Annotated in this window: 24 protein-coding genes and 1 riboswitch; of the genes, 14 read left to right on the top strand and 10 right to left on the bottom strand. The window is 68.0% G+C overall.

From position 1 onward, the window contains the following. The first annotated feature begins 20 nt into the window (after positions 1 to 20). Genes AWC24_RS12095 through AWC24_RS12080 form a run of 4 tightly spaced genes read left to right on the top strand, consistent with a single transcriptional unit; the run spans position 21 to position 3,291 of the window. Positions 21 to 773 carry an SDR family oxidoreductase gene (locus AWC24_RS12095; protein WP_083037282.1) on the top strand — a complete coding sequence of 251 codons (753 nt, stop codon included), beginning with the start codon at positions 21 to 23 and terminating at the stop codon, positions 771 to 773. Next, a complete protein-coding gene (locus AWC24_RS12090) occupies positions 770 to 1,195 on the top strand; it encodes a hypothetical protein (RefSeq protein ID WP_013827789.1) in 426 nt (141 codons plus the stop codon). Before AWC24_RS12095 ends, AWC24_RS12090 begins: the two co-directional genes overlap by 4 nt. Next, the gene (locus tag AWC24_RS12085; protein ID WP_085085204.1) at positions 1,192 to 2,874 is read left to right on the top strand and encodes a GMC oxidoreductase; all 1,683 of its coding nucleotides are present in this window, start codon (positions 1,192 to 1,194) and stop codon (positions 2,872 to 2,874) included. Before AWC24_RS12090 ends, AWC24_RS12085 begins: the two co-directional genes overlap by 4 nt. A gap of 24 nt (positions 2,875 to 2,898) precedes the next feature. Further along, a complete protein-coding gene (locus AWC24_RS12080; protein WP_085085202.1) occupies positions 2,899 to 3,291 on the top strand; it encodes a PPOX class F420-dependent oxidoreductase in 393 nt (130 codons plus the stop codon). Here AWC24_RS12080 and AWC24_RS12075 read toward each other — a convergent pair. Genes AWC24_RS12075 through AWC24_RS12055 form a run of 5 tightly spaced genes read right to left on the bottom strand, consistent with a single transcriptional unit; the run spans position 3,288 to position 9,351 of the window. Then, positions 3,288 to 4,643: a TIGR01777 family oxidoreductase gene (locus AWC24_RS12075; protein ID WP_013827792.1), complete on the bottom strand. Its 1,356-nt coding sequence runs from the start codon at positions 4,641 to 4,643 to the stop codon at positions 3,288 to 3,290. The genes AWC24_RS12080 and AWC24_RS12075 overlap by 4 nt on opposite strands. Before the next feature lie 30 nt (positions 4,644 to 4,673). Continuing rightward, positions 4,674 to 5,813: an acyl-CoA dehydrogenase family protein gene (locus AWC24_RS12070; protein ID WP_013827793.1), complete on the bottom strand. Its 1,140-nt coding sequence runs from the start codon at positions 5,811 to 5,813 to the stop codon at positions 4,674 to 4,676. Further along, positions 5,814 to 7,043 (bottom strand): acyl-CoA dehydrogenase family protein, encoded by a 1,230-nt coding sequence (locus AWC24_RS12065; RefSeq protein WP_085085266.1) that lies wholly within the window; start codon positions 7,041 to 7,043, stop codon positions 5,814 to 5,816. 8 nt (positions 7,044 to 7,051) lie between these two features. Beyond that, positions 7,052 to 8,581, bottom strand: a complete 1,530-nt coding sequence (gene fadD5, locus AWC24_RS12060) for a fatty-acid--CoA ligase FadD5 (RefSeq protein ID WP_085085200.1) — start codon at positions 8,579 to 8,581, stop codon at positions 7,052 to 7,054. Continuing rightward, entirely contained in the window at positions 8,578 to 9,351 is a 774-nt protein-coding gene (locus AWC24_RS12055) for an enoyl-CoA hydratase (protein WP_085085198.1), read from the bottom strand. The genes fadD5 and AWC24_RS12055 overlap by 4 nt, the downstream gene beginning before the upstream one ends. An 82-nt stretch (positions 9,352 to 9,433) precedes the next feature. Between AWC24_RS12055 and AWC24_RS12050 the strand changes: the two genes are divergently transcribed. Together AWC24_RS12050 and AWC24_RS12045 are read left to right on the top strand one after the other, a co-directional pair. Then, positions 9,434 to 10,648 (top strand): TetR/AcrR family transcriptional regulator, encoded by a 1,215-nt coding sequence (locus tag AWC24_RS12050; RefSeq protein ID WP_085085196.1) that lies wholly within the window; start codon positions 9,434 to 9,436, stop codon positions 10,646 to 10,648. 74 nt (positions 10,649 to 10,722) lie between these two features. Continuing rightward, entirely contained in the window at positions 10,723 to 11,049 is a 327-nt protein-coding gene (locus AWC24_RS12045; RefSeq protein ID WP_109560430.1) for a DoxX-related protein, read from the top strand. Positions 11,050 to 11,300: 251 nt separating this feature from the next. On the opposite strand, the gene AWC24_RS12040 is transcribed toward AWC24_RS12045, so the two are convergent. Continuing rightward, positions 11,301 to 11,657 (bottom strand): ArsR/SmtB family transcription factor, encoded by a 357-nt coding sequence (locus AWC24_RS12040; RefSeq protein WP_165757736.1) that lies wholly within the window; start codon positions 11,655 to 11,657, stop codon positions 11,301 to 11,303. A 186-nt stretch (positions 11,658 to 11,843) separates the two neighbouring features. On the opposite strand from AWC24_RS12040, the gene AWC24_RS12035 reads away from it, so the two are divergent. Further along, positions 11,844 to 16,181 carry a cation-translocating P-type ATPase gene (locus AWC24_RS12035; protein ID WP_456320080.1) on the top strand — a complete coding sequence of 1,446 codons (4,338 nt, stop codon included), beginning with the start codon at positions 11,844 to 11,846 and terminating at the stop codon, positions 16,179 to 16,181. Between the two features lie 13 nt (positions 16,182 to 16,194). On the opposite strand, the gene AWC24_RS12030 is transcribed toward AWC24_RS12035, so the two are convergent. The 4 genes from AWC24_RS12030 to AWC24_RS12015 all read right to left on the bottom strand — a co-directional run bounded on the left by AWC24_RS12030 (position 16,195) and on the right by AWC24_RS12015 (position 19,299). Then, the gene (locus AWC24_RS12030; protein WP_013827801.1) at positions 16,195 to 16,788 is read right to left on the bottom strand and encodes an ANTAR domain-containing protein; all 594 of its coding nucleotides are present in this window, start codon (positions 16,786 to 16,788) and stop codon (positions 16,195 to 16,197) included. A 147-nt stretch (positions 16,789 to 16,935) separates the two neighbouring features. Next, positions 16,936 to 17,724 (bottom strand): GAF and ANTAR domain-containing protein, encoded by a 789-nt coding sequence (locus AWC24_RS12025; protein WP_013827802.1) that lies wholly within the window; start codon positions 17,722 to 17,724, stop codon positions 16,936 to 16,938. Next, positions 17,721 to 19,055 (bottom strand): fatty acid desaturase family protein, encoded by a 1,335-nt coding sequence (locus AWC24_RS12020; protein WP_013827803.1) that lies wholly within the window; start codon positions 19,053 to 19,055, stop codon positions 17,721 to 17,723. The genes AWC24_RS12025 and AWC24_RS12020 overlap by 4 nt, the downstream gene beginning before the upstream one ends. 64 nt (positions 19,056 to 19,119) lie before the next feature. Further along, positions 19,120 to 19,299: a DUF6131 family protein gene (locus AWC24_RS12015; RefSeq protein ID WP_013827804.1), complete on the bottom strand. Its 180-nt coding sequence runs from the start codon at positions 19,297 to 19,299 to the stop codon at positions 19,120 to 19,122. Positions 19,300 to 19,814: 515 nt separating this feature from the next. Between AWC24_RS12015 and AWC24_RS12010 the strand changes: the two genes are divergently transcribed. The 7 genes from AWC24_RS12010 to crcB (AWC24_RS11980) all read left to right on the top strand — a co-directional run bounded on the left by AWC24_RS12010 (position 19,815) and on the right by crcB (AWC24_RS11980) (position 24,332). Then, positions 19,815 to 20,339, top strand: coding sequence for a DUF5994 family protein (locus AWC24_RS12010; RefSeq protein WP_041317188.1), 525 nt, complete (start codon positions 19,815 to 19,817; stop codon positions 20,337 to 20,339). A gap of 26 nt (positions 20,340 to 20,365) precedes the next feature. Continuing rightward, positions 20,366 to 20,743, top strand: a complete 378-nt coding sequence (locus tag AWC24_RS12005; RefSeq protein ID WP_013827806.1) for a VOC family protein — start codon at positions 20,366 to 20,368, stop codon at positions 20,741 to 20,743. A gap of 88 nt (positions 20,744 to 20,831) precedes the next feature. Next, positions 20,832 to 21,236: a nuclear transport factor 2 family protein gene (locus tag AWC24_RS12000; protein ID WP_041317193.1), complete on the top strand. Its 405-nt coding sequence runs from the start codon at positions 20,832 to 20,834 to the stop codon at positions 21,234 to 21,236. Positions 21,237 to 21,275: 39 nt separating this feature from the next. After that, a riboswitch (Fluoride riboswitch) is annotated at positions 21,276 to 21,337 on the top strand. Positions 21,338 to 21,364: 27 nt separating this feature from the next. Then, positions 21,365 to 23,146, top strand: a complete 1,782-nt coding sequence (locus tag AWC24_RS11995; protein ID WP_165757735.1) for a molybdopterin-dependent oxidoreductase — start codon at positions 21,365 to 21,367, stop codon at positions 23,144 to 23,146. 3 nt (positions 23,147 to 23,149) lie between these two features. Then, entirely contained in the window at positions 23,150 to 23,620 is a 471-nt protein-coding gene (gene crcB / locus AWC24_RS11990) for a fluoride efflux transporter CrcB (RefSeq protein WP_085085190.1), read from the top strand. Then, positions 23,617 to 23,967 carry a putative PII-like signaling protein gene (locus AWC24_RS11985; protein ID WP_013827810.1) on the top strand — a complete coding sequence of 117 codons (351 nt, stop codon included), beginning with the start codon at positions 23,617 to 23,619 and terminating at the stop codon, positions 23,965 to 23,967. The genes crcB (AWC24_RS11990) and AWC24_RS11985 overlap by 4 nt, the downstream gene beginning before the upstream one ends. Continuing rightward, complete coding sequence (gene crcB / locus AWC24_RS11980; RefSeq protein ID WP_013827811.1) at positions 23,964 to 24,332, top strand: fluoride efflux transporter CrcB; 369 nt, start codon at positions 23,964 to 23,966, stop codon at positions 24,330 to 24,332. The genes AWC24_RS11985 and crcB (AWC24_RS11980) overlap by 4 nt, the downstream gene beginning before the upstream one ends. Positions 24,333 to 24,433: the final 101 nt, after the last annotated feature.

Genomic DNA, 24,433 nt, shown 5'->3' with positions numbered 1-24,433 from the left:
GACCGGGAAGGAGAACATTCATGAAGATCGCGGTTGCCGGCGGAACCGGCAAGACCGGACGCCACGTTGTCGACCAACTCCGCGACCAGGGGCACCAACCGGTGATTCTCGCCCGCGCCCACGGGGTCGACCTGATCCAGAACACCGGCATCGATACCGCGCTCGACGGCGTCGACGCCGTCATCGACGTCACCGATTTCGCGACCATGAACGCAAAGAAGGCGCGGGCCTCCTTCGGCGGCGCCACGGCGAATCTGCTTGCCGGTGCCCAGCGCAACGGAGTTCGCCACCACGTCGCGTTGTCGATCATCGGCATCGACCGGGCGCCCACCGGCTACTACCAGGGCAAGCTGCGCCAGGAAGAAGTGGTGCAGGCCGGACCCGTTCCGTGGACGATCCTGCGGGCCGCCCAATTCCACGAATTCGCGGCTCAAGTCCTCGCACAGCTGCCCGGCCCGATCGCGCTGGTTCCGAAAATGCGCTCGCAACCCATCGCCGTCAGCGAAGTCGCCGCCCACCTGGTGGACCTCGCCACCGGGGAACCCCAGCAGATGGCGCCGGAGCTGGCCGGCCCGCGCGTGGAATCGGTGGTCGACATGGCCCGGCAGTTGATCCGGCGACGCGGTGAGCACCGGCTCGTCCTTCCGCTTCGGGTGCCCGGCGCGGCCGGCAAGGCCATGGCCGGCGGCGCACTGCTGCCGACACAACCCGGCCCCAGGGGCCGTCAAACGTATGCTGACTGGCTGGCCGCCCTCACCCCGGAGAGCACATGAACCTCATCGTGCATCGCGTTTGCCTCATCTTGTTGACCATCGTCGGCATCAGCCTCGGCGGGTGGGCATACTTTGCGCCGCTGAACTGGTACAACACGTTTCCCGGCATGGGCATGCACTGGTTGCCGGTGCTCGGCCCGTACAACGAGCATTTCGTGAAGGACGTCGGCTCCTTGTTCTTCGGGCTCGCGGTGCTCAGCGCCCTGGCGCTGTACTACCTGCGCAACCGCCCCGTCGTCGTGATCACGGCGGTCAGCTGGTCGGTCTTCAATGTGCTGCACCTGATCTACCACCTCGGCATGCTGCACATGTACGGCCCGCGCGACGCGGTACTGAACGTCGTCAGCCTGGGCCTGCTGCTGGTGCTGTCGTTGCTTCTGCTCATCCCCGCACGCGGCCACGCCACCGAGGACCACGCATGACACATGACTACGACGTGGTGGTGATCGGCTCGGGTTTCGGCGGCAGCGTGGCGGCGTTGCGCCTCACCGAGAAGGGCTACCGCGTCGCGGTGTTGGATATGGGCCGCCGGTGGGCCCCCACCGACTTCCCGCCCAACAACTGGCACGTCCGCAAGGCCATGTGGGCACCGAAACTGGGCTGCTTCGGCCCGCAGCGGCTGACCGTGTTGGGCAAGACGTTCATCGCCAGCGCGGTCGGGGTCGGCGGGGGATCGTTGATCTACGGCAACACCCTCTATGAGCCGTTGGAGCGGTTCTACATCGACCCGCAGTGGGCGCACATCACCGACTGGAAATCCGAGCTCGCGCCGTACTACGAGCAGGCCCGCCGGATGCTCGGGGTGACGCCCACCCCGCACACCACCCCCGCCGATGAGGTGTTGCTGGCGGTGGCCCGTGAGCTCGGGGTCGACGACACCTACCACCCGACCAACGTCGGGGTGTTCTTCGGTGACGAGCCCGGAAAGACCGTCGCGGACCCGTACTTCGGCGGCGCCGGACCGGACCGCGCCGGTTGCATCGGCTGCGCGCAATGCTTCACCGGCTGCCCGCACAACGCCAAGAACACCACCGAGACCAACTACCTGTATCTGGCCGAACGCGCCGGTGCGCAGATCCATCCGCTGACCATGGTCACCGATGTGCGTCCGGACGGTGACGGCGGTTACCTCGTCAGCACGGTGCGCACCGGCCGGTGGCTGCGCAAGCACAAGCGGGATTTCACCGCGCGCCAAGTGGTGTTCGCCGCCGCGTCACTGGGCACCCAGCGGCTGCTGCACCAGCTGCGCGACACCGGATCACTGCCGCAGCTGTCCCCGCGGCTGGGGGAGCTGACGCGCACCAATTCCGAAGAGGTGCCGGTGGTGTTCGCACCCGACCGTGACGACTTCGCCCAGGGCGTGGCGATCACCTCGTCGATCCACCCCGAGGCCAACACCCATGTCGAGGTGTGCCGCTACGGCAAGGGGTCCAACCTGCTGTCGATGATGGGCACCCACCTGGTCGACGGCGGCCCGTGGCGTTTCGCGCGGCTGATGCTGACCATCGCACGCCACCCGGCAATGATGTTGCACAGCATGTTCCCACGCAATGCCTCGTCGCATTCGATCATCATCCTGGTGATGCAGTCACTGGATAACTCGCTGACCACCTACCGCAAACGTGGCCTGTTCGGCACCCGGATGACCGCGAAACAAGGTGTGGGCGAACCCAATCCGGACTGGATTCCGGTCGCGCACGACGTGGCGCGACGCATGGCCGCCCACGTCGGCGGGTTCGCCGGCGGCACCTACCTCGACGCCCTCAACATCCCGCTGACCGCGCACTTCATCGGAGGCTGCCCGATCGGCGACTCGGCGCAAACCGGTGTCATCGACCCCTATCAGCGGGTCTTCGGCCACCCCGGTCTGCATGTCGTCGACGGTTCGGCCATCACCGCCAACTTGGGCGTCAACCCGTCGTTCACCATCACCGCGCAAGCCGAACGGGCCATGGCGTTGTGGCCCAACTATGGTGAACCGGACCCCCGTCCACCGCTCGGGGCGCCGTATCGCCGCATTGCGCCGGTGTTCCCACAGCACCCGACGGTGCCCGGCAGCGCTCCGGGCGCACTGCGGTTGCCGCTGACGCCATCGGGATAGGACGCGCGGCGCTATCCTGGCGCGATGCCGACGTTCGCTGACGTGTACCGCGAGAAGTACCTGCTGTTGACCACCTTCACCAAGGACGGCAGGGCCAAGCCGACGGCGGTGTGGGGCGCTCCGGACGGGGGCAAACTGTTGGTGATCACCGATGACGGCTCATGGAAGACCAAGCGCATCCGCAACACGCCACGCGTGACCATCCAGAAGTGCGGCGTGCTCGGTGCGCCGAAGGGCGAGCCGGTCGAGGCGGTGGCCCGGGTGCTGCCCAAGAGTGAGACCAGGCGCGTCTACGGTGCGGTCGTCAAACGCTACTGGTGGCACGCGTGGTGGTTCGTTCCGCACTCGATCGTGCGCGGTGGGATCGACAAGGTTCACGTCGGCTTGGAGATCGCGCCTACCGGGGCGGTTTCCTAGCCCGCCCGGCCAAGCAGATGCCGGAGCGCCGGTTCGTGTTCGGGCATGCGGAACCGGTGATCGGCATTGCGTAGCCGCTCGGGCAGCACACGCTGGCTCGCCAACGCCAGCTCACGTGCGCCTTGGTCGCCGAGCAACACGCGTGGCCCCAGCCGCGGGACCGGCAGCATCGTGGGCCGGTGTAGTACTCGGCCGAGCGTCTTGGTGTACTCGCTGTTGCGCACCGGGTTCGGGGCGACGGCATTGACGGCCCCGGACAGGCCGGTGTCCCACAGCGCGCGGTGATAGATGTCGATCAAGTCGTCGATCCCGATCCACGACAGCCACTGCCGGCCGTCGCCGAGCCGCCCGCCCAGCCCGGCGGAGAACAGCGGCCGCAGCAGTCGCAGCGTCCCGCCGCGCGGTGATTGCACAATGCCGGTGCGGACCCGGACCACGCGCCTGCCGGACTGCGCTGCCGGGGCGAGCGCGTCCTCCCAGTCGGCGACGACATCGGCGAGAAACCCGTCCCCGCGTTGACTGTCCTCGGTCAGCACCTCGTCGCCACGGTCGTAACCGTAGTAGCCGACCGCAGAGGCGCAGACCAGTGTGGTCGGTCCGTCGGTGCCCCCGGCGACCAACTCGGCGAGCCGTCGGGTCGGTCCGATCCGGCTGTCACGGATCGCCCGCCGGTGCCCGGCGGTGAAGCGGCCCGCGATCGAAGCCCCGGCCAGATGAATCACCGCATCGACGCCGGCCAACAGCTCGGGATCTGGGTTCTCGGGATCCCATCGCCGCTCATCGGAACTGCCCGCGGGACGTCGCACCAACCGGATCACCCGATGGCCCCCGGTGCTCAAGAACGCGGTCAGGGCCGAGCCGACGAGACCGGATGACCCGGTGACGGCCACCGTGATCGGCCCCAGGCCGTGTTGTCCGGCGCGGCGATGGGCGGCGATGTCGTCGGCCAGTTGCCGATGCCGATAGACGAACATCGGTCGGAGCATCGACCCGGGTATCGGGGTGTCGATTACGTCGGTCATCCGCGTTACACCCTCGCCGAGATCGTCGAACTCATGGGTGTGCCGCCACCGCATCGCCAACCGGGTCGGCAGCGACGCCAAGCCATGACCACCGAGCTCATCGACGAACCGTCGAGGCGGGTCATAGCCGGCCGCCTGGTGTTCGGCGATCCAGCGAAGCCCGCCCGGAAGGGCCAGTACGGCCGTGCCGTCGCGCACCGAGCCGGCCTCGGCGATCAGCCGCATCCGCTGCCACGGCGCGCTCAACCGGGTGAACGCCCCCGGCCGCTCATGCCAGGCGAACACTTCCGCTTGCGGCGCCGCCACCGTGCTGGAGAAAACCAGACCCATGTCTCGACGCTACCGGCAGCGACGACGCGGTCAGCCGACCGCGGTCAGGCCCGCATACCGGGCCAGGTGCCGGTCGCGGGAACCGAATTGGTATTCGATCGCGGTCAGCCGCTTGAAGTAGTGGCCGAGCGCCAACTCCTCGGTCATGCCCATCGCACCGTGGGTCTGCACCGCGCTCTGCCCGACGAACCGGGCGGCGCGCGCCACGGTGGCCTTCGCCGCCGACACCGCCCGGGCCCGCTCCGCCGGTTCCGCGCCGAGCTTCATGATCGCCAGGTACTGCGCGGCGACGGCCTGTTCGACCTCTAAGTACATGTCCACCATGCGGTGCTGCAACACCTGGAACGAGGAGATGGGCTGGCCGAACTGCTGACGCTGCTTGGTGTAGTCGACGGTGTCGGCCAGCACCCGTCGCAGGCAGCCCACCGCCTCGGACACGATCGCCGCGGTGGCCTCGTCGGCGGTCTGCTCCAGCGCCGGCCATGCTCGGCCCTCGGCGCCCAGCAGCGCGTCGGCGGACAGCCGCAGACCGTCGAATGTCAGGTCGGCGGCTCGGCGGTCGTCGATGGTGCGCAACGGCTCCATGGCCACACTCGTCTGGTCCAGGTCGAGCAGGAACAGCGAGATACCGATGGTGTCCCGCTGTGCACCCGACGTCCGGGCGGTCACCAGCAGATGGCTGGCCAGCGGTCCCGACGACACCGCGATCTTGGCGCCGTCGAGCACCCAGTGATCGCCGTCGCGGCGCGCCGTGGTGGTCACGTCATGCCAGGTCCCGGCCGAGGCGGGTTCCTCTACGGCCACCGCGACGACCGCGTCTCCGGCCGCGATCCGCGTCAGCAATGCTTCGGCCTGCGGGCCGCCCGCGCGCTGCAACAAGCCACCGGCGAGCACGACGGTCTCGACGAACGGCTCGATGACCAGCGCATGCCCGAGCGCCTCGGTGATGATCATCAGCTCGATGGGCCCGCCGCCCAGCCCGCCGGTGCTCTCGGGCAGGGTCGCGCCGAGGATGCCCAGATCGTCGGCGAAGGCGCGCCAGATGTTCGGCTGCCAGCCGGCGCCCGTCTTGGCCGCAGCGCGGCTGCGCTCCAAATCGTAGCGGTCAGCGAGGAACTTGCCGACCGTGGTGCGCAGCAGTTCCTGTTCGTCGGTGAACGAGAAGTCCATCTATAACCCCAATGCTGCCTTGGCCAGAATGTTGCGTTGAATCTCGTTGCTGCCCGCGTAGATCGAGCCGGCGCGGTCGTTGAAGTAGCGCAGCGGAGCCACCGCCTGCCACGGCTGGCCACCGACGTAGCCGTTCTCCGGCGGGACGAAGTCGGGGACCGGCCCGCCGGGCATGGTGGCGTGCGGCTGATAGATGCGGCCACGCGGACCGGCGGCCTCCAGCGCCAGTTCGGTGATCGTCTGGCTCAGTTCGGTGCCCAGGATCTTCAGCATCGAGGCCGCGGGTCCGGGGTCGTGGCCCTTGGCCAGCGCGGCGATGGTGCGGAACTCCAGGATCTCCAGGATGTCGGTGCGGATCCGGACATCGGCCAGTCGCAGCCGAAACGCCGGATCGTCGGTAAGCGGGGTGCCGTCCGGACCCGGCTGCCCGGCAGCCTGGTCGGCCACCGCGTCGGCCCACACCTGCAGCATCGGGGCCATCGCCCCGCCCCGCTCGAAGTTGAGCAGGTACTTCGCGACGGTCCAGCCGTCGTCGATCCGCCCCAGCACGTTGGCCTTCGGCACCCGCACTTCGTCGAAGAACACCTGGTTCTGCACCTCCTCGCCGGAGGTCATCACCAGCGGGCGGATCTCGATACCCGGTGTCGTCATGTCGATGAGCAGGAAGGTGATGCCTTCCTGCTTCTTTCCGGTGCGCGACGTGCGGACCAGGCAGAAGATCCAGGTGGCCTCGGTGGCGTGGGTGGTCCAGATCTTGCTGCCGGTACAGACGAGATCATCACCGTCGTCGACTGCGGCCATGGACAGCGAGGCCAGGTCCGAGCCGGACTCCGGCTCGGAGTAGCCCTGGCAGAAGAACACCTCGCCGGTGAGAATCCGCGGCAGGAACCAGTCCTTCTGCTCGGCGGTGCCGAAGCCGATGATCGCGTGCGCCACCATCCTGATGCCCATCGGGGAAAGCGCCGGTGCACCCGCCAGCGCGCATTCGCGGCTGAAGATGTAGTGCTGCAACGGCGTCCAGTCGCAGCCGCCGTATTCGACCGGCCACGCCGGTGCGGCCCAACCGCGTTCGTGCAGGATCGCCTGCCAGGCCATGCTCGCCTCGTGGTCGGCGTACACACTTGTCATCAGGGTTCCGGCGCGACGCAGCTCCGGGGTCAGGTGTTCGGAGAGAAACGCGCGAACCTCGTCGCGGAATGCCGCTTCCTCGGCCGACCAATTGAGATCCACTGTCACTCCTAGCCGTACGTCTTGCGCAGCTGCGGTTTGACCACCTTGCCGCTGGCATTGCGGGGCAACTCGTCGACCAGCACGAGTTCCTTGGGGTGCTTGTAGCGGGCGAGCCGCTCGTTGAGGAAGGGCTCCAGGTCGCCCAGTGTCAGTGACTGCGACTCAGCCGCCACTGCCACAACGGCCACCGGGACCTCGCCCCATTTGTCGTCGGCTCGCCCGATCACGGCCGCCTCCCGGATCTGCGGGTGCTCGAACAGCGCGTTCTCCACCTCGGCGCAGTAGATGTTCTCGCCGCCGGAGATGATCATGTCCTTCTTGCGGTCGACGACGTAGACGAAGCCCTCCTCGTCGACGCGCACCAGGTCACCGGAGTGGAACCAGCCGCCGGCGAACGCCTCGGCGGTCGCCTCCGGCTTGTTCCAGTAGCCCTGCATCAATGTCGGTCCGCGGTAGACGATCTCGCCGATCTCGCCGGGGGCCACATCATTCATGTTCTCGTCGACGACCCGGGCAGCGATGGTCGGGATCACCTTGCCGACCGAGCCGAGCTTGCGGATGGCGTCCTTCCCGTCGAGGACACAGGTGATCGGCGACATCTCGGTCTGGCCGAACACCGCGACGTTGAGCGCATCGGGGAACGTCTCCGCCATCGCCCGCAGCACGGTGTCCGATGCGGGTGCGGCGCCCCAGCTGATCACCTCCAGGGCCAGATCCCGTTGCCGCACTGTCGGGTCCGCGCAGATCAGCTGCCACTGTGCCGGTACCAGGAACACCGACGTGGCGCGCTCGCTCTCCCAGGCGTCGAGGGTCTCGGCGGCGTTGAACGCACCCAGCGGGTGAATCACCGTCTTGGTGCCCATCACCAGGTTGGGAGCGATGCTGCCCAGGCCGGCGATGTGGAACATCGGTGCGGCGCAGAAATAGACGCTGTCCTGGCTGGTCTGCAGCGCCTGGATGCAGGTCAGCGATTGAGCCTGCAGATTCGAATGGGACAGGATGGCGCCCTTGGGGCTTCCCGTGGTGCCCGAGGTGTACATGATCAACGCCGGGGTGTCCTCGGGGATATCGACGCCCGGATGTGGTTCTCCGGCTTCGGTGATCAGCGCTTCGTATTCATCGCCCAGCACGACGGCCACGTCAAGTCCGGTGGTGTTCTTGCGGACCGCGTCGATCAGCGGCGCGAGCAGCTGGTCGGTGATGACGCCCTTGGCGCCGCTGTCGGAGACGATGTAGCTGATCTCGGGATCGGTGAGACGGAAATTGACCGGAACGGCGATGGCGCCCAGAGCGTTGATCGCCAACACCGCCTCGACGTACTCGGTGTGGTTGAGCATCACGATCAGGACGCGGTCACCGAAGGAGATGCCACGGCGGAACAGTGCCGCCGCGAGACGTTCCGACCTATCGTGCAGTTGGCGCCAGCTGGTGTCGGTGCCGCGGCAGCGAAAGGCGACGGCGTCGGGGCGCATCTCGGCGTGGATCGCGACCTGGTTCACCCAGTGGTTGCGGCGGGAACGCAACGGTTGTGCGGTCATTCGGCGAACACCGCCTTTCTTTTCTGCAGCATCGCGGTGGCGCCTTCGAGGAAGTCCGGTGAGCCCAGCAGCTCCACCTGACCGGCCTTCTCGCGGGCCAGCGCGGCCTCGAGGGATGCGAGGTTGGTGGCGTTGAGTGCTTGCTTGGTCAATTCCAGCGCGCGACGCGGTCCGTGGGCCAGCTTCTCGGCGGCCTCCTGGACCCGCGCGTCCAGTTCCGCGTCGGGCAGCACCGCGTTGATCAGCCCGGCATCCCTGGCAGCGGTCGCGGGCAGTCGCCCGCCGAGCAGGGCCATCTCGTTGGCCAGCGCCCGTCCGGCGGCGGCGGCGACCAGGGCGGTGGTGCCGCCGTCGGGCATCAGACCGATGTTGGTGAACGACAGCAGGAAATAGGCGCGCTCGGTGGCGTAGATCAGGTCGGCGGCCAGGGCGATACCCACTCCGACGCCGGCGGTAGGTCCGTTGATCCGCGCGATCACCGGCACCGGGGTTTCGGCGATCGAGGTGACCAGGCGGCCGGCGCAATCCATCACCTCGTCGGGCGTGACTCCACCGGCCGTGGCCGACAGGTCGGCGCCGGTGCAGAACGCCTTGCCTTCACCGGTGATGACGATGACCCGCACCTCGGGGTCCGCGGCCGCTCCGGCGAACACGTCGCCGAGGGCGGCCATCGTCGCGTAGTCGATCGCGTTGAGCCGCTCGGGGTTGGTGAGCGTCACGCGCAGTATCCGGCCGTCGCGGGTGGCGGTGAGTTTCGGGGCCTGCAACACGTCACTTCCTCTGTGGACGAAAATGTAAATTGGGGTTAACTTATGGGGATCGTACGGGACTGTCAACACGAGGGGGCGATCAGTGACCACCGGCGGGGGATCCGCGGCCACCACCGCGGTGCGGCGCCGCCCCAAGGACCGCAAGGTGCAGATCGTTCGGGCCGCGGCGCGCGCCTTCAGTGACCGCGGCTATCACGCGGTCGGCGTCGACGAGATCGCCGCCGAGGTCGGCATCTCCGGACCGGCGCTGTACCGGCATTTCACCAACAAGTACGCGCTGCTCGTCGCGACCGCCGAGTACACCGCGCAGGCGCTGGTGACCGCGGCGCAGCGAGCCGACGAGCCGGACAAGCCGCCGCAGGACCGGTTGCGCGCGATCATCGACGCGCTGATCGAGGCCACTATCGGGATGCGGCGCGAGGGCGCGTTCTACCGGTGGGAACGGCGCTACCTGCAAGCGGCGGATCGCGGGCGCATCCGGGTCAGCTACGACGCGCTGAACGCCGCGCTGGCCGAACCGTTGGCCGCGCTGCGTCCGGGGCTCACCGCCGTCGACACCGTGACGCTGGCCGCCGCGGCGTTGAGCGTCATCGGCAGCATCTCGGCGCACCGGACCCGCCTGGCCGCCGCGCCGCTGCAGTCTTTGCTGGCTGAGCTGTGCTGGTCGGTGCTGACCAGCACAGACTTGCCCGCTGCGCCGGCCGGTCCCGTGCCGCGGCGATCCGAGCGGGGACTGCCGAGCATGTCCAAACGCGAACGACTGCTCACCGAAGCTATTCGGGTGTTCGGGCAGCGCGGCTTCTACGAGGCCAGCATCGAGGAGATCGGCACCGCGGCCGGCTTGCAGGGTTCCAGCGCCTACCGCTACTACCCGAGCAAGGCCGCACTGCTGGTCGCCGCGTTACAGCGTGCCAGTGACCGGGTGCTGCTGGCCATCACCGATGCGCTGGCCGAGTCGAGCGATCCGCGCGAGGCGGCCACCCGCATCGCCGAGCGTTACACCGCGCTGTCGTTCGCCGCACCCGACCTGATCAACATCTACTTCGCCGAGTTCGCCAACCTGCCCGAGCGCGACCAGACCCATCTTCGGGCGCTGCAACGGCAGAACGTCAACGAGTGGGCCCACCTGCTCGGGCAGGTCGGGTCAGCAGAGACCGAAGCGGTGTTTCGGGTCCATGCGGCGCTCGCCCTCGTCGTCGATATCGGCCGCCTGGTCAACTTCGACGACACCGATGAGCAACGGGCCCGGGTCCATACCCTGATGGAGGCCGTGCTTTTCGGCGCTGAGCCGAGCTGACTCGCTACGATCGCACCGTGACCGCCTCATCATCAGGACCGGGTGTCGGGACTGTTGCCCGCGGACTCGCCGGGATGCTGCTCGGCATGGGTATGGCTCATTTCGTCTGGCCGAAGCCGTTCGATGCGATCATTCCCGCTGAACTGCCGGGCAACCCGCGTGTCTACACCCATGCCTCTGGGCTGGGTGAGGCGGTGATCGGGGCGCTGCTGTTGTCGCCGCGTACCCGCCGCGGGGCCGGACTTGCCGCGGCCGCCCTGTTCGTCGCGGTTTTCCCGGCGAACGTCAACTGTGTGCGGCTGTTCGGGGACAAGCCCTGGCTGAAGGCTGCGATGATCGCGCGGCTGCCGCTGCAGATCCCGATGATCGCCGCCGCGTTGCGGGTGTGGCGCGCCGGTTAGTGGTGCCGGTCTGGGCGCGACCGGTGGCCGCGGGGCTCAGCCGATGTGAAACACCACCTCCAAGACCAGGAAGGCGAAGACGAGCGTTCCGAGGATTCCCGCGACGACGGGTAGTAGCAGCACAGGGTCTCTCATGGGCCCAGACGTTATACAGCGGCCATATGTAAAAAATTGAAAAGTGTTGCCGGTCACCGTAATTAGGGACTTTTGTCCGTGGCAGGTAACACGTTGTGCCTCGCATGTGGCCTGGGTCACGGATCGTCGCGTGGTCCTGGCGGCGGGTCCGGCGCGAGGGTGCCATCCGGTGCGATGTGGGCGAAGATCTGCTGGAGCAGCGTCAGGATGTGCGGGTCGTCCACGGTGTAGATGTGGTGGCGTCCTTCGCGGCGGGCGCGAATCAATCCGGCCAGTCGCAGCTTGGTCAGATGCTGGCTCATGGTGGCGACGTTGATGCCGGCCCGGCCCGCCAAGGTTGTGACGTCATAGGCGCCCTGCGCTGCCAGCCAGAGCACGTGTAGCCGCGCCGGGCTGCTGAGCAACGCGAACGTACTGGCCGCCGAGGCGAGCTGCGGCCGGGTCGGCTCTTGGGATCGGCTGGGGGAAGTCATGTTTTCGGGTCGCCGTTCTTCATGTTTTGCCATGGCGGCATTCATTTTGGCCCAACACCCATGGCAGGCTTCGGTAAACGACACATTCGCATAGTTGCGTAACCATCAAAGTGTCGACAGAATTGGGCGGTTGCTGCCGCGGGTTGCGTGCCCGGGCCGCTGGGAGCCCACCGTCAGATCACACGATTGGTTGTTGTCGACTTGATCCGGACATCCTTGTTGCTACGCCCGGTCGCCTTGGGGATCCAGGCGACCACCACACTCGTCGACGCGACGGTCCGCGGCGCCTCGGCCGCCACCGAGGCGGTCGGCGTCATCGCGTCGGCGGGCCTGCAGGTCGCCTCGGTGCCGGTTCGCGAAGCCGGCCGGCTGCGGTCCGGCGAGACGGCATCGCTGACCCGACGCTGTTGGAGCGGCGAGGACCGCGCCTGGATCGAGGTGCGGGGACTGTCCGGTGCCGGAGAACTCGCGCGCCACGTTCTCGACGCGCTGGGCGCCCAGCCGGGTGTGCTGTCGGCGAGACTGAACCTCCCGCTGTCGCGGGTCGTGGTGGAACTCTCCGCCGACGGCGACCGGGCCTCGCTGAATGACCTGTGCCGCGTGGTCGCAGACACCGAGCGGCGTTACCGCCGGGACGACAGTTCTGGCGGTAACGCCGACACCCCGGTCGCCCCGCCGCCTGCCGTCCTACCCGGCGACGGTTTGCTGCTGGCCGCCCGGGGAGTGATGGTCGGGGTCAACGCCGCCGGGCTGGCCATCGCGCTCGCCGGATGGGCGCTGCGGTTACCGCAGGCTCCCGTCGCCGTCGACGCCGCAGCGGCCCTGGTGAACTACCAGCCGTGGCTGCGCCGCCAACTGGTCGACCGGATCGGTACCGGCCCGGCCCACACCGTGCTGTCGCTGATCTCGACTGGTTCGCGCATCGCCACGCTGTCGCCGGCCGCGCTGGCGGTGGATCTGGCGTTGCAGGGCATCAAAGCCGCCGAGAACCAGGCCGGAGCGCAGGCCTGGGGCCGCCACGAGCCGCACCTGGCCCGGCACGCCGAGCAGGCGGAGGTCCAGCTGCCCGCCCGCCCGGTGCCCCTGCCGGAGGGTGCCGCCGATCGCTACGGCAACCGGATGGCGTTCGTACAGTTGATCGGCGCCGGTGTGGCGGGTGTCTTCAGTCGCAGCCTCACGGTGGCCGCGACCGCAGCGGTGGTGACGGGGCCGAAAGCGCTGCGCACCACCACCGAGGCGTTCGCGGCGACCCTGAGCCGAGCGTTGGTCGAGCAGCATGCGGCACTGCCGTTGCGCCCGGAGGGGCTGCGCCGACTCGACCGGGTCGACGCGGTGCTCATCGATCCCCGGGTGCTCTTCGCCGGCGGCACACGTCACCCGCTGACGACGGCGCTGCTGGCCGAGGCGCGGGCCTCCGGAGCACAGTTGATCACCCTCGACGTGGCCGAGCTGGGCGAGCTGCGACCGGTGTTCGACGATCTGGCACCGGACCGCGGCGGGGCCTTCGACGAGGCTCTCGCGGCCGCGTTGGCCCGTCTGCAGCAGGACGGGCGCACCGTCGCGGTGTTATCGTCGACCGCCGCGCAGGCATTGGCCAGCGCCGATGTCGGCCTCGGAGTCATGCCTGATTCCGCCTCCACCGCACCGCCGTTCGCCGCCGACCTGCTGCTGGCGGATCTGACCGGCGCCTGGCGGGTGCTGCATGCGCTACCGGCGGCGCGGGCGGCCACCGAACGGGGCATTTCGTTGTCCACTGGCGCGACCGCACTCGGTGCGGTGCTCATGGTTCCGGGGGTGCGAGCCGGCCGGGGCAGGGGTCCCGGGCCGGTCACCGCCGGGGCGGCGGCCGGGCTGGTTTCGGGATACCTGCTGGCCCGCGGGGTGGCCCGGACAGCAGCGCCGCGACCCGCACCGGCCTATGAATGGCACGCGATGTCCATCGACGAGGTTCGCGCCATCCTGCCGCCGCCCGACCTGGCCCGGGCCGCAACCGAACTCGCCGAGCAGCCGCCCGCCATGGCGTGGCAGTTCGTCAAGGCGGTGCGCGCCGAGCTGTCCGATCCGTTGATGCCGGTGCTGGCGCTGTCGTCGGCGGCCACCGCGATGCTCGGCTCACCGGTAGACGCGATGCTGGTCAGCACGGTGTTGATCGGCAATTGCATGCTGGCGGCCGCGCAGCAGCTGCAGGCCGAGAACCGGCTGAATCGCCTGCTGGCGCAACAAGCCCCGCCCGCCCGGATCCTCGAGGACGGCGGCTACGGCGAGATCGATGCGGCTCGGCTGCTGCCCGGCGCCCTGATCGAGGTCCGCAGCAATGAGGTCGTGCCCGCCGACGCCCGCCTGATCGAGACCACCGACCTCGAAGTCGACGAATCCAGTCTGACCGGTGAGTCGTTGACGGTGGACAAGCAGACCGCGGCGACACCGGGCGCCGAACTCGCGGATCGGCGCTGCATGCTCTACGCCGGCACGACGGTCGTCGCGGGCACCGCGGTCGCCCTGGTCACCGCGGTCGGCGCCGACACCCAGGCGCGCCGCGCCGCGGAACTGGCCGCCGGACAGCTGCCCGTCGTCGGCCTGCAACACCAGCTCAGTCAGCTCATGAGCCGCGCCTTCCCCGCCAGCGCCGCCGGCGGGCTGCTGGTGGGCGTGCTCGGCCTGCTGCGCGGTGGGGGCCTTCGCCAGGCGCTGGGCAATGCGATCGCGGTGGCGGTTGCGGCGGTGCCCGAGGGGATGCCGTTGATGGCGACCCTGGCCCAGCACGCCTCGTCCCAGCGCCTCAGCGGATCCGGTGCGCTGGTCCGCATACCCCGGGCGGTGGAGGCGCTCGGCCGCGTCGAGGTGGTGTGTTTCGACAAGACCGGAACCTTGAGTGAAAACCGGCTGCGCGTGACCCGGGTGCATCCGGTGGCCGGGAACACCGACGACGACGTGCTGCGGTGCGCGGCGAACGCCGCGCCGACCGCCGAGGGCGCCCTGCATGCCCATGCCACTGACCAGGCCGTCATCGAAGCGGCCGCCGACATTGCCGGCCAACGATGGTCGGCTCCGGACGCACATCTGCCGTTCCGCTCCGGCCGGGCGTTCTCGGCGTCGGTATCGGGCCGGGAGCTGGTGGTCAAGGGCGCCCCGGAAGTGGTGCTGGCCGCCTGCCGCGGTCTCGGGTCGGATGTCGGCGACCCGGTGGCGCAGTTGGCCGCCGGCGGACTGCGGGTGATCGCGGTGGCGCAGCGCCGGCTGACCGCCGCGCAGGCGCAGTCGCTGCGTAACGATCCCGACGCGATCACCGGACTGTGCCGCAGCAGGTTGAGCCTGACCGGGTTCCTCGGTATCTCCGACACACCGCGCGCCGAGGCGCCACAACTGCTCGCCGACCTCGCCGAGCGGGGCGTAGGGGTCCGGCTGATCACCGGTGATCACCCCGTCACCGCAACCGCGATCGCCGCCGAACTCGGAATGCCGGTCACCGCTGCACAGGTGATCACCGGCTCGGAATGGAATGCGCTGTCGCGCAAGGATCAGGAACGCGCGGTGGCGCAGCGGGTGATCTTCGCCCGGATGTCGCCGGAGAACAAAGTGCAGGTCGTGCAGACCCTCGAACGCAGCGGTCGGGTCTGCGCCATGGTCGGTGACGGGGCCAACGACGCGGCGGCGATCCGGGCCGCCAGCGTCGGTCTCGGCGTGGTGGCCCGCGGCAGCGACTCGGCGCACACCACCGCCGACATCGTGCTGACCGACGGCCGCATCGGAGCGTTGGCCGACGCCGTCGACGAGGGCCGGCGACTGTGGCGCGGGGTGCAGCTGGCGGTGACCGGGCTGCTCGGCGGCAACGTCGGCGAGGTGATCTTCGGTGTCGTCGGCAGCGCCCTGACCGGGAGCTCGCCGCTGAACAACCGCCAGCTGCTGCTGATGAACATGCTCACCGACGCGCTGCCGGCCACCTCCGTGGCGGTGAGCACTCCCGCCGGGCCGGCCGGCCGCGTCGTGCACGGCATCGACGAACGCAAGCTGATGCGCGCCGTCGCCGTCCGCGGCGCGATCACCGGGGCGGCTGCCAGCGCGGCGTGGGCGATGGCTCGCCTTTCTGCTCTACCGGGCGCCCCGCAGCGCGCGGCCACCGTCGCACTGATCACGCTGGTCACCACCGAACTGGCCCAGACGCTGGTCGATTCGCACGCACCGCTGGTGTTGCTCACCGCCGCCGGTTCGTTCGTGACATTCGCGGCGATGATCAGCATCCCGGGAATCAGCCAGCTGCTGGGCTGTGCCCCGGTGGGCCCGCTGGGCTGGTCGCGGGCCCTGGGGGCGACCGGAGCCGCGGTGCTGGCGATCGCCGCGGCGCCGCGCCTGCTGCCGGCCGGTCGGGAAGACTCGACCGCACAGCCGCCGCACGCGACGACGCCGGATTCGATGGCCGCGGTGCAGACGCTGAGCCGGACGCCGGACGGCCGGCAGCGCCGAACCGTTGCCCGCGCGGGACTCGGCTATCAGTCTGGCGAGCTGGAGAATTCTTCGGCGGGCTGAGGGCTGTCAGCGGTCAATTGTCTTCGGAGACCGGCCCGTTGAGCTCGCTGAGGATGTCGTTCGCGATGTCGCCGCGGCTCACGCTGAGACGCTCGGCCCGGGCATCGATCTCGCGGTGGGCACGTTCGACGGTGTAGCCGCCGGCGATCAACACTCCAATCGCCTGATCGATCAGCGAGGCCGCCGCGATCCCGCCGGGCGCTCCCCCGGCCCGGGGCGGGGTGCGGTGCTGATCCAGGACGAACTCGGTCAGGGTGCGGCCGGTCAGCCAGGACAGGTCGGCGGCCAGGTCGACGAAGGCGCCGGGGTTGCCGGCGTAGAGAATCAAGGACGCGAACGGCGCCGCACCGTCGTCGGACATCGCCGGAGGTATCGGCAGCCACAGCGAGGTGACGATGTCGCCGATCTCGGTGCCCGATTCGAGCACGGTGAAACTGGATTGACGGCCCAATACGGTGGTCATCACCGTCAGGCCCAGATAGGACCCCACCGCCAGCTTGCTGTTGTCCACCAACTGGCGAAGTGTGCCGGTGAGGTCGAGGCCAGGGTCGTCGAGGATTTCGGTCAGGGCCGCGAGATCGGCGGCCAGGGCGGCGGTGATGTCCACAAGGGGTGGTACTCCCCATTGACGCCCCGAACGCCGATCATTCGGTCCAAGCCGAGTGCCGCAGGTCGCGGTTCCCCGGGTGCAACATCCGACCGCGGATCAGGGATCCGGGTCTCACAGTGCCTAATACCCAACGCTACTCGCATGTCATCGCCCGGTGTGGCGAGCCTGCGCGCGGCGCACGGCTTCCTTGACGATGCTTTGGGCAACCGCCGCCAGTTTGATGTTTTCTGTCTGGCTGATCCGGCGCAGCCGATCGAACGCCTCCTCGGCGGTTCCGCCGGAGCGGGCGCGCAGGATACCGATGGCCTGGTCGATGACCGGTCGCGTGGACAGTGCTGTCTGCAACTGCGCGGTCAAGGTCCGGGCCTGAGTGAGCACGTGCGCGTTGTGTACCGCGACGGCGGCGGGTACGGCGAACAGTTCCCCGAGTTCGGCGGCGCGGTCGGTGAAGGCGTCCTTGCTGTGCGCGTAGACGTTGATGGCGCCGACCACCCGGCCGGGCAGCAGCAGCGGTAGCGACAACACGCTGTGGACGCCGAGACGTCCCACCCGCGGGCCGAAGCGAGGCCAGAGCTTCTCGCCGCCCAACGACCCGGACCGCACGGTGCGCTGCTCCAGCGCCGCGGTGATGCAGGGGCCCTCGTTGACCTCGACGTATTGGATCTCGTCGATCTGCTGTACGAAGGGGGCGCTGGCGGCCAGGACCTCGACCCGGTTGTCCGGGCGGTCGGTACGCAGCAACGTCAATCCGGCACCATCCGCGGCGGGGATGGCCTGCACCGCGTAGCTGGCCACCCGGGCCAGAAGTTCCTCGAGACCGAGCGAGTCCGCCACCAGACCGGCGAGATCGGCCAGACCGGACCGCAGATCGTCGGCGCCGGCGCGTTCTGAAGGTGGCACCGGCCGGCTGCTGGGCTCGGATACGTCGGTCACGACGGCTCCGTCATCTGCCGATTCGCGGCGAGCTCACGTTGACATTCTAGGGCGGCGGGTTGGCGTAATCCACGTGTGCCGGCGCTGCTCCCGTGGCCGCGACGCCAGCCGCGGACCGCCGCGATCGCCGACCGGAGCCCGCGACGGTGTCCGGTCGCCGCGTCGGTGCCGACGAAGTCAGGCGCCAGTACGGAGAACATGCGCTCGCTGCGGGTCTCCGGAGCGTCGTCGGCGGTCGCGCGCAAGTAGCGATCCGGCAACGACAGTTTGGCGATGGTGCGCCACGTCTTGCCGTACTGCATCAGAAAGGAGCCCGTGGTGTAGGGCAGGTCGTACTTGTCGCAGATCTGGCGCACCCGCACCGAGATCTCGTGCAACCGATTGCTCGGCAGGTCGGGGAAGAGGTGATGTTCGATCTGGTAGCACAAGTTGCCGCTCATGAACCGCAACGCCGGCCCGGCGTCGAAGTTGGCACTGCCCAGCATCTGGCGCAGATACCACTGCCCCCGGGTTTCGCCGATCATGTCGGTCTTGCTGAACTTCTCGGCGCCGTCGGGGAAATGCCCGCAGAAGATCACCGCGTCTGCCCAGATGTTGCGAATCACGTTGGCCAGCAGGTTGGCCTTCAACGTTGTTGCGTAGCTCGCCGCCGGCGACAGCGAGGTGAGTGCGGGGAACGCCACGTAGTCCTTGACCAACTGCCTGCCGGCCTTGAGTGCGAACTGGCGGGCCTTTCCGAGGGCGGTTTCGCGTTCCGGTCCGCCCTTGCGAATGTTGCCGAATTCCATGGGCTGCAATCCGATTCCCCACTCGAATCCGAGAGCGAGGATGATGTGGAACAGCACGTTGCCGATGTTGCTCGGTGTCCAGGGCTGGTCGCGAGTGACCCGCAGGGTGTTGTAGCCGACGTCGTCGTCCATGCCCAGGATGTTCGTGTATTTGTGGTGACGAAGGTTATGGGTGAACTGCCAGTGCTTCGACACCCCGGCCATGTCCCACTCCCACGTCGAGGAGTGGATCTCGGGATCGTTCATCCAGTTCCACTGGCCATGCATGACGTTGTGGCCGATCTCCATATTCTCGATGATCTTGGCCAGAGCGACGCTGAGCGTTCCCGCCCACCAGGCGTGGCGTTTCGAGCCCACGGTGAGCATGAGCCGGCCGGCTACTTCCAGGACCCGTTGTGCGGCGATGGTACGGCGGATGTAGCGCGCGTCGCGCGCGCCGAGGGAATCCTCGATGTCCAGTCGGATCGTGTCGAGATCAACGGCCAAGGCGTCGATGTCGGCGTCGGTCAGGTGAGCGAAGACCGAAATGTCAGTAATCGCCAATGGTCTCCCCCTTTCGTCGGCTTCGGTCGGGCGATCGGGCGATCACTGGATACCTTCTGGCGGGTCAGTAATAGTGGCGGCGCCCGCCGACGGCGTGTCCCATCCGTCCCATCAGCATCAACAGCAGTCCGACGACAAGAAGGATGACGCCGATGACCAAGCAGAGATGGGCATAGGCGAAGGTGGGGACCAGGGCGGGCAGGAGGAGTCCGAGGACGATGAGGATGATTCCGAGAGCGATCATGGCGTTTACCTGATTTCTGGGTAGGTGTTTCAGAGGACGTCCGGTTGAAGTTTTGATGGCGTCATTGGCACCCGGTCCCGGCTGATTTGGCGGTGGTGCCACAGCAGGCAAGTGAGGCCATGAGAGAGGCGTCTACGTTGTCTCGACGGCATCGTCGGAGGTATCGGAGTGTGCGGCTCGAACAAAATTCATCGAACTCGGCGGCGTACAGCCCAACTCGCTTCCGCACCGGCTGAAGGACTCAGCACCAATAACACTACCCTCGTTTCGGCGTGGCCGGCCGACGGATCGAGCGGAGGGAATGCGGTCGCGTAGTCGTTCGCCGGGGCGCCGTCGGGCGGCCCGGGCCGAACAGCGGCGAGCTCCGCGCATTCCGGCGCCCGGACGCGCTCGGACCGAATCGGCGTAAGGTCGTGGCCAGCGGCGGTACTTCGTACGTCTGGGTACATGTGGTGTTTGAAAGTCCTGTCATCGCCGGAAATTCTGGCCGCTGGGGCTGAGATGGGAGCGTCGTCATGACGCGACAGCAGACAACACGCAAAGACCCCGACAACTCCACTTCCCCGCTGCGGACGCCGCGGTTGCGGTTGAAGCGCAAAGCATCGCAGAGCGGGTACGTCGATGGGGCGTGGTGGCCCCGCACCGATGACCTCACCGGAGAGCTGCCCGACCTGCTGGCGGTGCTCTCGGTTCGATTGGGCCGGATAAGCCGGGTCTTGTACAACCTGAACGAATGGGTGCGCGCGCCGCGGAAACTCGTCAGCGCCGGGCTGCCCGTGCGGCTCGATGGGTACCGGTTACAACCGAGCGACACAGTTGAGGTTCTCGGGCTCAATGGTGACCGTCTCACATTGGTGGTGGTTCCCGCGCGCGCCGACCCGAGCGATGCGCACACCACCATGATGACCGCCGCGCAGCCGCAAAACGCCGTGACGGTGGGCGATCTGCTGACCATCAGTCCGCGTGCCCGGGAACGACGCATGTTGGCGGCTACCGCTCTGGACCGCTGGGAGTCGGAAGGGGGAACGGCAGACGGATGAGTACGGCCAGGATCACCTCATGCTTGATGCGGGTATCCAATCTGGACCACTCCGTGAAGTTCTACAGCGATGTCTTTCAGTGCGATGTGGCCATTTACGACACGGATGCGGCACTTCTGTTGGCGCCGGACGGCTTCGAGATCTACCTGCGCACCCACGAGGCATCCAGAACGGGTGGCATCACCGACATCGGCGTCGAGCAGATGATCTGGTCTGCCGGCAGCGAGGAAGAGTTGCGCCGGATCGAGCAGCGCATGCGCGTCCACGATCCCGACACCTACTCGAACACCCTGGGCGAGATCAGTTACGTCGACGGCGCCGACCCGGACGGCATTCGCGTACTGATCACCTACCCGACTCCTCGCCAGCTTCCACGTGAGGTCATCGACCGACGACTACGGTGACACGCCTCGGTGGGACCGGCTGCGGCAACGGGGCGGCGGATGCGTCTACCGTAGGGCGTCGAATCGTATCGAGCAGTGGAGGTGTCTTGTGCACCCTTTCCGGCAAGCCGTCGAGGCCCGCGACGCAGCGGCTATGGAGGCGCTGCTGTCCGACGAGGTCGTGTTCACCAGCCCGGTGGCGTTCAAGCCCTATCCGGGCAAGCCGATCACCGCGGCGATCCTGCGCGCCGTGATGCGCGTCTTCTCCGACTTCCGGTACATCCGAGAGATCGGCGACCCCTCAGGGCGTGATCATGCCCTGATGTTCGAGGCCACCGTGGCGGGCAAGCGGCTCACCGGATGCGACTTCCTGCATGTCGACGACGACGGCAAGATCGACGACTTCATGGTGATGGTGCGGCCGCTGTCGGCGGCCACGGCGCTGGCCGAGGCCATGGCGGCGCAGTTCGACCAGATCACCCGCGAGGCCGCAGGGCAGGGTGGTCCGGCGTAGCCGGAAACACAGCTGCGCATCGCTCGACCAGCGGCTATTGTTGATGGCGGCGATGAAGCTCGCCATGAACCGCCGCCCCGGCTGATGGCTTCTACCACGTGAATGACGCACGGGTGGGAGGTGCCGAAATGGCTCCAGAGGCAAACAATTTGGCAGCGCTGCTCGATCAGGGCCCCCGCCGTCGAGCGGTAGAGCGCCGGGTCGACATCGAACACTGGGCCGGGGCCATTCCCCAGGAGATGGCCCAGGTTCCGTCCGTGCGGTTCGGCAAGCGCTGGGTGTCATCGCTGTGGCTGATCCCGCTCGCCGCGGCCGGGCTGGTCGTCGGGATCGCCCTGGCACAGCAGCTGCGCCGATACGGCTGGATGCAGGACTTCATCGCCGCCTACCCGGGCACATCCTCGCGCGTCACGCCGGTGATCGACACCGGCTTTCCGGCCTGGCTGCGCTGGCAGCACCTGTTCAACATCGTCTTCATGATGTTTCTGATCCGGGCGGGTCTGCAGATCCTGGCCGACCACCCGCGGCTCTACCTCAACCAGGGCTGCCGGCCGGGGACGGCATGGTTGCGGATGCGGGGTCCGGTCCCCGAGGACCGGATGAACGAAGCCGATGCCTCGCACATGTGGACCGCCAAGGATGACTCGGTGGCCCTGCCGAAGTGGCTGGGCATCCCCGGCGTCCGGCACACGGTGGGCCTGGCGCGCTGGTGGCACTTCTCGTTCGACCTGCTGTGGCTGCTCAACGGCGCGGTGTTCTACGTGCTGCTGTTGGTCAGCGGCGAGTGGCGCCGCATCGTTCCGCGGTCGTGGGAGGCGCTGCCCAATGCGGCTTCGACGCTGATTCAATACGCGTCCCTGGATTTCCCCGCCAACGAAGGCTTCACCAACTACAACTCCCTGCAGGTGATCGCCTACTTCTCCACCGTATTCATCGCCGCCCCACTGGCTTTCGTCACCGGGCTGTTGCAGTCGCCTACCATCGCCGCGCGCTTCGGCCTGGACCGGGGGCTGCTCAACCAACAGCTGGCCCGTACCGTTCACTTCGCGGTACTGGTGTGGATGGTGGCCTTCATCGCCATGCACACCCTGATGGTGTTCACCACCGGCCTGGTGGACAATCTCAATCACATCGTGCTGGGCGCCGACACCCAATCATATTGGCCCCTCGTCGTTTATCTGGTCGCCATGGTTGTCATCGCGATGCTGTGGCTGGCGGCCTCGCCGCTGACGCTGCGCTATCCCGCGGTGGTCCGCAAGGTCGGCATCGCGGCACTCGGCTGGTTCAACGATCTGCTGGAACGCCCGCATCCGGACGCCATTTACGCCGAGAAGGACATCTCACCGTATCTGTGGCCGAATGGCACGCTACCCACCTCCGAGCACTATCGCGCCCTGCAGAAGGGCGGGTGGGCAGACTACCGGTTGCGGATCGAGGGGCTGGTGGAGAACCCGGTCACCCTGACCTATGCGCAGCTGCTGGCGCTGCCCAAACACGAGCAGATCACCGGTCACCACTGCATTCAGGGCTGGACCGGGATCGCCAAGTGGGCCGGCGTGCGGATGTCCGACATCCTCGATCTGGTGCGCCCGTTGCCGTCGGCGCGCTGGGTGGCGTTCTACTCCTTCGCCGAGGGATCCGGTCCGTCGGAGGAGGGCCGCTACTACGACTGCCACAAGATCGCCCACATGCGGGAACCGACGACACTGCTGGCCTACGAGATGAACGACGCGCCGCTCACCGAGGTCCACGGCGCCCCGCTGCGGCTGCGCAATGAGCACGAGCTCGGCTTCAAGATGGTGAAATGGATCGAGGCCATCGAGTTCATCGACGACTTCCGCCATCGCGGCCTCGGGATGGGCGGTTACAACGAGGACCACGAATATTACGGCTACCGAATGCCCATCTGAGCGATGGCGATACCGGAGCCCGATGTGACCGTCGGCCCTGACCTGTTTGTTCGGCGCCGGCGGTCCTCTGCGGTGCGTGAGCAGGCGCCGGTGGTCGCGGCTGTTGCTCTCGGTGGCGCGGTCGGGGCATGCGCCCGCTACGGCATCGAGCTGGCGTGGCCCGCCCCTTCGGGCGGCTTTCCCTGGGCCACATTGCTTATCAACGTCAGCGGGTGCGCGTTGATGGGGGCGTTGATGGTGGCGATCACCGAACTGTGGGTGGGCCACCGGCTGCTACGCCCGCTGTTGGGCACCGGTGTGCTGGGCGGTTATACGACGTTCTCCACGTTCGCCAGCGATGTCGACACCCTGGCGGCCGCTGGACAGCTGGCCCGGGCGGTGATCTATCTACTCATCACTCCGGTGCTGGTGCTGGTCGCCACCTGGACCACCGCGGCCCTCACCCGACGTCTGATCATCAGGAGGACAGCATGACCCAGCTCACCGGATCCGCCCTGCGCATGACGGTGTTCGTCGGGGAGAGCGACACCTGGCACCGCAAGCCGCTGTTCAGTGAGATCGTGCATCGGGCCCGCCGGGCCGGGCTTGCCGGTGCGACGGTGTTCCGCGGCGTGGAGGGCTACGGTGCGTCCTCGGCCATTCACACCACCCGGTTGCTGTCGCTGTCGGAGGATCTGCCGGTCTCGGTCATCATCGTCGACACCGCCGAGCGGATCCGCGACTTCCTGCCGCAGCTCGACGAATTGGTCACCGAGGGCCTGATCCTGCTCGACGAAGTCGAGGTCGTCCGGCACGTCGGCCGGCCCGCTGACGTTCAGTGAACTGGCTGCTGGTCATCGCCGGCGCGGCGGTCGGGGCGCCGCTGCGATACCTGACCGATCGATTCGTACAAGCCCGGCACGACACCACCTTCCCGTGGGGCACGTTCACCGCCAACGTGCTCGGCAGCCTGATCCTGGGTGTGCTCACCGGCGCGGTGAGCGGTGGTGACCAGCGATGGCAGCTATTGATCGGCACCGGGTTGTGCGGGGCACTGACCACCTACTCGACCTTCTCCTACGAGACCCTCCAGCTGGCCGGTGCCGGCGCACGGCTCTATGCGGTGGCCAACCTGGTGCTCACGCTGACCTGCGGACTCGGTGCCTACTACACCGGAAACGTTGCAGCGCAAGCTCTCTGGTTGTGATACGTCGCGGCGGGCAGCCGGTGATCGGGGTGTCACGCGGGGCAGTCACGAGGGCTTCGACGGCCGCTCAGCGCTGCGGCACCGACAGCATTCCGGCCAGG

Source organism: Mycolicibacter senuensis (genome assembly GCF_002101885.1).
Taxonomy (GTDB): Bacteria; Actinomycetota; Actinomycetes; order Mycobacteriales; family Mycobacteriaceae; genus Mycobacterium; species Mycobacterium senuense.
The sequence above is the reverse complement of the archived record's forward strand: the minus strand, read 5'-3'. Positions and strand labels throughout refer to the sequence as shown.